Here is a 6,917-nt window from a genome sequence, read left to right as displayed (position 1 = left end):
TAACAAACAAGCCCTTGTCACGGTCGATTGCGGAAACATTACCCCAAGTGAAAGTAACCAAATCAAGTTGAGGTAAACGCATATTTGCGTCATATACTTCTTTCTTTAAATCTTCTAACAATGCCCAGTCCTCCAATTATTTAACAATAGGTTCCTGTTCAATACCAACTTCAGCAAAAATATCATCAAAGAATTTCTTAGCTTCTTTGACCTTAGCCAAAGGATCATCAGACTTCTCTGACCACATTTCAATGGTATATGCCCCATTATATCCCAGGCGTTTAAGAGTCTGCAAGCAGCCTTTGAAATCAACGGTACCTTCACCGAATGGCACATCTCTAAATTGGCCTTTGGATGTCTCGGTTACAGGGGTTGTATCCTTCAAGTGCACAGCCGCAATATTATCAATGTTAGTCTCAAGTTCACGGCCAACGTTATTTTCAGGCCATGCAGTCAAATTCCCCAAGTCAGGATATGCCTGAAGCCACGGACTGTGAATTTGGGTTTTAATCTCGGCAATCTTACTTAGTGAATTGATAAATGGATCATCCATTGTTTCAATATCAAGCATAACTTCTTTTTTCGCTGCAATCTCAACTGCTTTTTTAAGGTTTTCCATGAACCACTCACGAGACTGAATCGTTTTCGGTTCATAGTAGACATCATATCCAGCAAGCTGGATATTTCGAATGCCAAGGTCAACTGCCAGGTCAACAGCCTTCGTCAGCATTTCCAAAGACTTTTCACGAATGGCAGGATCAGCAGAGCCTAATGGGAATCGACGATGTCCACTTAGCATGAGCGTATGAAGTCTAACGCCTGTTTCCCAGCTTGCGTTCCGAAGCTCCTCACGCTGCTCTTTTGTCCAATCAAGTCGTGCTAAACGTTCATCACTTTCATCAACCGAAAATTCGATGAAATTGAATCCCAAGTCTTTGGCTGTCTGTAATGTTTCTTTCCAAGATTTATTTTTAGGCAATGCCTTTTCATAAATTCCTAAAGAGTTCATTGTTTATCAATCCTTTCCTGCATATCTCTGAGCTTTGCCCATCCATGATTAAGTGTATGAAGCAGATCAAGATAGACATCGTACTTCTGTGTATAAATTTTATATTGCCCTTGATCTGGTTCAACTCGATCTTTAAGCTGTGACATTTGCTTTACAGCCTCATCAATATCTGCATACAGACCAGTACCAACTGCTGAAGCCATGGCTCCGCCAAGGCCGCCCAATTCGGATCCCTTAACGGTTTCAATTGGCAACCCAAGGGCATCTGCAAACATTTGAACCCAAGCTTTGGAGTTCGTGCCGCCACCAGAAATCCGGATTGCTTTTGGCTTGTGGCCGGCAACCTTAAGAAGCTTCTCAATATGGTAACGGTGTGCAAAAATAATCCCTTCATAAACTGAACGAATCATTGCAGATTTGGTTGTATTACTCTGAATCCCAATAAAGCTACCTTCAGCATCCGGGGCAACGTTTGAGCCATACAAGAATGGGAAGAAAATTGTTTTTGTAAAAGTTGCATCAGTATGATCCAAAAATTCTTCCAACACATCATAAATCGAACGCGAATGAGCAGTAGCATTCTTAATTTCTTCACTCAATAACGTTTTAATCATAATATCCAAGTTGCCGGCAGATGTTGCACTCGAAGCCTCAACTAAATTGGATCCCGTTGGATAAATTGAATTCATCAACCCGCTGTCTTGATCGGCTCGTGTCTTTGAAGGGAACACGTTAATGTTCCAAGTCCCAACAATGGAACTGAAGTAATCATCGTTTAAAACACCTGTCGCTAATGAGCAGGCATCAATATCAAACATTCCTGCATAAACTGGGGTCCCTGCTTTTAATCCAGTTTGTTCGGCAGCTTGTTGTGTGACACCACCGCAAAAATCACTAAATCTTTTCAAAGGTGGCATTTTATCAAACATTTCGGGTATCCCAAAGAAGTCAAATAACTCTTTTGAGTATTCCTGCTTTGAAAGATCCATGAAATTGTTTCCTGACGCATCCCCATATTCCTGATTAACGTTATCGGTCAGTCTAAATCGAATATAGTCTTTAGCCGCCAGAATTGTGCCAATCCGGTCATAATCATCACGCTTATGGTCTTTCAGCCACCTAAGCAATACTGGCGACTGAGTTTCCATCACATGCTGATGACTAATTGGGTAAATATCAGAAACTTTACTTTCAAACTTCTCGGCAAGCGCCAAGGCTCTTGAATCGGTTGAAAGAATACCATGCATAAATATCTGATGATTATTATCAAGTGCATAAAGACCTTTACCATGGCCAACACAAGAAACCCCGACAACCTCATCACTGGTGATACCAGACTTTGGGATTACTTTACTGATGGCATTGCTGATTGCCTTCCATGATTCATTCAGATCAATCTCATGAAATCCAGCATGTTCCTCGATCCGAGGAGTTGGAAAAGCTTCAGATCCCATCTGGTCACCATGTTCATTAAATACAATTGCTTTAGTGTTGGTGCCACCATTATCAATTGTTAAAAAATATTTTGTCATTTTAAAATTCCCCGCCTTTTTGCCTAGAAGTCGGTAATGTGATAAATGGCTACCTCATTATGCTCCCGATTTGCGGACAACAAGTATAATTCATTGTCTTTCGAAAATACTGTGACATTACTTGGCCCAACTTGTTTGTCAATGGTTTGAGTGGTGATCTTACCATCTTCACTTCCGATCAGTTCAAGTTCTTGTGACCCTTGACGCCATCCGAAGATGAAGTACTGTTTATCACCAATATTACCGCCCCAAATAGCATGACCAAACGGTGAATTGGGCTCACTGTAATAAATTGATTCAAAACGGTCATCATAAATTCTAATATGTGGGCCATGGAATCCTTCAATTGCAAGATACTCTGGATGACCATCACCGTTGATATCTGCAGATGCAATATCACTGGTTTCTTCGTCAGCAAATTTTGTCATCATCCAGTCACTATCATTTGTTGGATAGTCAAGACGATAAACCCCATCAGCAGATGTAATCAAAGAATATCCACCCATGTTCTTGTAACCATGATTTTTTGTCAAACGAATATCAAGGGCACGAAGATTCTCAACTTCTTCTTTTTGATCGTTGTAGTCTCCAACCCAAACCTTACCAGGATCAGTCCAGTCATCGGTGTCTTTCTTAGAATTTGCAATTGAGCATCCAACGAACCAAAGTCCATCACCATGAGGGATAATATCGAAACGATGAACATATGGAAAGTCTCCAACTATTGTTTGATCCCATCCTTCGCCATTGAACGTTTCTTTAACGATTCGGCACTTTGCTGAATTGAAGCCAGGATAAAAGCGTTGGGTTGCCAAGAAGTTCATTGTTCCTGGAATCCGTACCAATGTCATGGTTCCACCAACATCCGGCCAAATAGTAGTTCGTTTATAGTCGTTGTTTAAGTCATATGCATAACAAGGTTGATTTTCCTCGGATGCAACAATGACATAGTCGTGCTTATTATCAGTTAGTCGCATGATCGCATAGCAGTGATCTAAAGTGTCAGAAAAAATTTTTGTGAATTTCATTTCAGAAGTCCTTCCTTTATTTCAAATTTCATTTAATTATGTTAACCGATTAACTGCAGTTTATCAAAGCTTGCTTTAAAACCAGGAATCAGTTGTTACAACGCCTTGTTTCAAAAGATTAGAGTCAAGAAATATTGATAAATCATGTTAACCGGTTAACTTATTCAATTGTTATTGTATTCGCTTCCACAATCGTTGTCAATCTCTATCTAAAAGCAACCGTTTTAGAATGATCCCCGAATCTTCTCAGAAGTGGGCACCTCAATTAATCTGGGCTCCATCTCCGACTTGGCATCAAGCTTGTTCAAGAGTATTTGAGCGGACATAGTCCCGATTGCATATGAGTCTTGACTGATACAGCTAATAGCAGGCTTCAGAATACTCATCCAATCCAAATCTTCATAGCTTCCAACACCATAATCGATAGGGTACTGAAGGCCTAAGAACTCCATAGCAGCAAGTAATCTAATCAAGACCCGACCGTTCATCGTAAAAAAGCCTACCTTTTTACCGGCGTTTTCTTTCATGATCGCTGTCAACTCATCTAAAAACTCACTTGTATCCCCTGTGTTATGAACTGAAAGATAATGAGTTCCCGAAACATATCCAGTGGCTGCTAAAAAACCATTGTATCGGTTCCATCGTGTACTGACGTTTTTCAGCGGCCAACTCACGTAATACATAACGTCATAAGCTTCATCCAGCATTTTTGAAACAAACCGCTTAACAGAATCAAAATTATCGGTTACAACAGTATCCACTTTGATCTGTTTTGCCTGCCTGTCAATCATAACGGCATTACGATTAGTGATTGTTTTATATATAGGGCTATCCCCTTCAACTGGATCAATAATCAAACCAGAAACCTGTTGATTCTGAAGCTTGGAAATATTATCAGTTTCGTGAGAAGCATCACTGCTGGCATTGGTGAAAAGTACACGGTACCCATGCTTCCCGCATTCCTCATAAATACCGGACAAAACCGTTGAGGTGAAAGGGTTAGTTATATCTGCAACCGAAACACCAATGGTTTTACTGTCATTTGTTGCCAACCCACGAGCCACACTACTGGGTACATAGTTAGTATTGCGGATCATATCTGCAATCTTCTTTTGCGTCGCTGGAGACATCTTAGAAAGATTACCATTCAGATAATTAGATACAGTGGCTGTTGAAACTCCAACCAGCTTCGCTATATCTTTAATCGTCATTTTTTCCATTGATATTCCTCCATGGTACGTATCATATGATACATATATATTATATAACAAAAGGCATTGAAGCCACGTCTCGTTTGAGCGTACTTCAATGCCTTCAAAACTGTAGCATTAAAAACTAATCCATATATTTAGCTACTTTGTTAACCATGTTCTTTGCTTTACCATCTTTCAATAATGAAATCAGGTTTCCAGATGCTTCTTCAGCAATGGCAATTCGTGCTTCCAATGTACCAGTACCAGCATGTGGGGACATGATAACGTTATCTAATGAACGCAATGCTTCAGGAATATCAGGTTCGGTTTCGAACACATCCAAGCCAGCACCTGCAATGGTGTGATTCTTCAAAGCATCAATCAGGTCGTCCTGTTTAATTAATGAACCACGGGCAGCGTTAATGATGTAAGCAGTATCTTTCATCTGCTTGAAGACATCACTATTAAACTTGCCCTCAGTTGATGGTAACGATGGGGCATGCAGTGTAATGACATCAGATTCCTTAACCAAGGTGTCAAAGTCAACATACTTAACATTGAGTTTCTTTTCCAGGTCAGCATCCAAATGGTGAGCATCATTGTAAATAACATTCATCCCAAGAACTTGGGCAAAGTTACCAACAGTACTTCCGATACGTCCCATTCCGAATACACCTAATGTCTTGCCGCCTAAACTCATACCCATATACTTGGGTTCACTGACATCAACCCAGTTTCCTGAACGAACGATCTTATCATACTCGTACAAGTGACGAACAGTTGCCAGCATAAGCGTGATGGTCATTTCTGCAGTTGGAATACGTACCCCTTGAGGTGCATTGGCAACTACAATGCCTTTTTCACGGGCATAGTCAATATCGATATGGTCAAAACCAACACCGTTGGCAGTAATGATCTTCAAATTAGTTCCGGCATCAATTAATTCTTTGTCTGCCTTTAATCCCATTAAAAGCAATCCATCATATTCGTGAAGGTGCTCTAACACCCATTCACGTGAGAATGGCTTGTCGGGAGAATAAGTTACATCAAATGTGTTTTGCAGTTCGGTGAGCCCTTGTTCTGGGATAATACCGGTTACTAATACTTTTGCTTTAGCCATAAATTATCTATTCCTTTCTTAATGACACATCAAATTAAATCAAACTACTTAATATTAATCTTTCAATGCGGGATCGTCTGCTTCTTTAACCGCTTTAATAGCTGAATCTTTGAAGTAAACCTTAATCGCATTGTTGTACATAACATCTTCCAGCTCAGAATCAGAGAAGATCTTTGATTCTTCAAGCCAAGTTGAAAGATCCTTGTATGAATTGAATGTTGATGACCATGGAGAATCAGTTCCCCAGATAATGCGACCAGCACCCAAAATATCTTTAGCCAAGGATACATCTTTTTGACAACGTGGGAATGGGAAGTCAGTTTCGCCTTCAATATCTTGAATAGCTGAAATATCAGTATAGATATTCTTGTAAGGTGCCCATTGCTCTAATGCATTTTGTAAACGATCCAAGTGATCAGCATTAGGGAATGACAGGTGACAAACCACGAAGTCAAGACGAGGATACATCTTTGCCAAGTTAGCAATTGCTTCTGGCTGATAACTGAATTGAGAGAAATCACCATAATCTACAGTGACTGTGAAGCCAGGATAATCGCTCAGGAAGTGGAAGATTCTACCAATTCGAGGATCAGTATCGAGACGGAATGGTGTAGTGAAATGATAACCATGCATACCGCCACCTTGGCTGATTTCAAATTTCATCGCACGGAAACCAAGGTCTTCAACATGACGCTTAACGATCTTCATATAGAATTCACTGAATGGGTCTACTGAAAATGCACCAATAAACTTGTCAGGGTATTTCTTAATTGATTGATATGAATAGTAATTTTGATAGCCGTTTAAACTGCCTTGGAGTAATACGGCCTTATCAATTCCGTTTTCATCCATAACTTTCAAAGCTGATTCTGCAGTGAAATCATCATCACCCCAGCCGTCAGGAATAAGCTTAATAACAGTACCATCGTCCCAAATTGTGCGACCTTTGCCAAGTGGTGTCATACGGCCTTTTCCATTAAAACCAGCAACCGAACGAACTAAATGCAAGTGTCCATCAATTTTTTTCATAATCAT

Annotated in this window: 6 protein-coding genes and 1 pseudogene; all 7 read right to left on the bottom strand. The window is 40.1% G+C overall.

Annotated features, from left to right (window positions below; all coding sequences use genetic code 11):
- Positions 1–121: pseudogene (gene araD, locus FD17_RS13060) on the bottom strand (L-ribulose-5-phosphate 4-epimerase); the annotation flags it as partial.
- 15 nt (positions 122–136) lie between these two features.
- Positions 137–1,009 (bottom strand): L-ribulose-5-phosphate 3-epimerase, encoded by an 873-nt coding sequence (locus tag FD17_RS06280; RefSeq protein ID WP_057824727.1) that lies wholly within the window; start codon positions 1,007–1,009, stop codon positions 137–139.
- A complete protein-coding gene (locus tag FD17_RS06275; protein WP_057824725.1) occupies positions 1,006–2,541 on the bottom strand; it encodes an FGGY-family carbohydrate kinase in 1,536 nt (511 codons plus the stop codon). The genes FD17_RS06280 and FD17_RS06275 overlap by 4 nt, the downstream gene beginning before the upstream one ends.
- A gap of 23 nt (positions 2,542–2,564) precedes the next feature.
- Positions 2,565–3,569, bottom strand: a complete 1,005-nt coding sequence (locus tag FD17_RS06270; protein ID WP_082617152.1) for a hypothetical protein — start codon at positions 3,567–3,569, stop codon at positions 2,565–2,567.
- Positions 3,570–3,793: 224 nt separating this feature from the next.
- Entirely contained in the window at positions 3,794–4,789 is a 996-nt protein-coding gene (locus FD17_RS06265; RefSeq protein ID WP_057824724.1) for a LacI family DNA-binding transcriptional regulator, read from the bottom strand.
- A gap of 115 nt (positions 4,790–4,904) precedes the next feature.
- Complete coding sequence (locus FD17_RS06260) at positions 4,905–5,882, bottom strand: NAD(P)-dependent oxidoreductase (RefSeq protein ID WP_057824722.1); 978 nt, start codon at positions 5,880–5,882, stop codon at positions 4,905–4,907.
- A gap of 54 nt (positions 5,883–5,936) precedes the next feature.
- Complete coding sequence (locus FD17_RS06255; protein WP_057824720.1) at positions 5,937–6,911, bottom strand: amidohydrolase family protein; 975 nt, start codon at positions 6,909–6,911, stop codon at positions 5,937–5,939.
- Positions 6,912–6,917 lie beyond the last annotated feature (6 nt).

It is taken from the genome of Lentilactobacillus sunkii DSM 19904 (assembly GCF_001435575.1).
Classification (GTDB): Bacteria; Bacillota; Bacilli; order Lactobacillales; family Lactobacillaceae; genus Lentilactobacillus; species Lentilactobacillus sunkii.
Note: the sequence above shows the minus strand (reverse complement) of the source record. Positions and strands in the feature narration are given on the sequence as shown.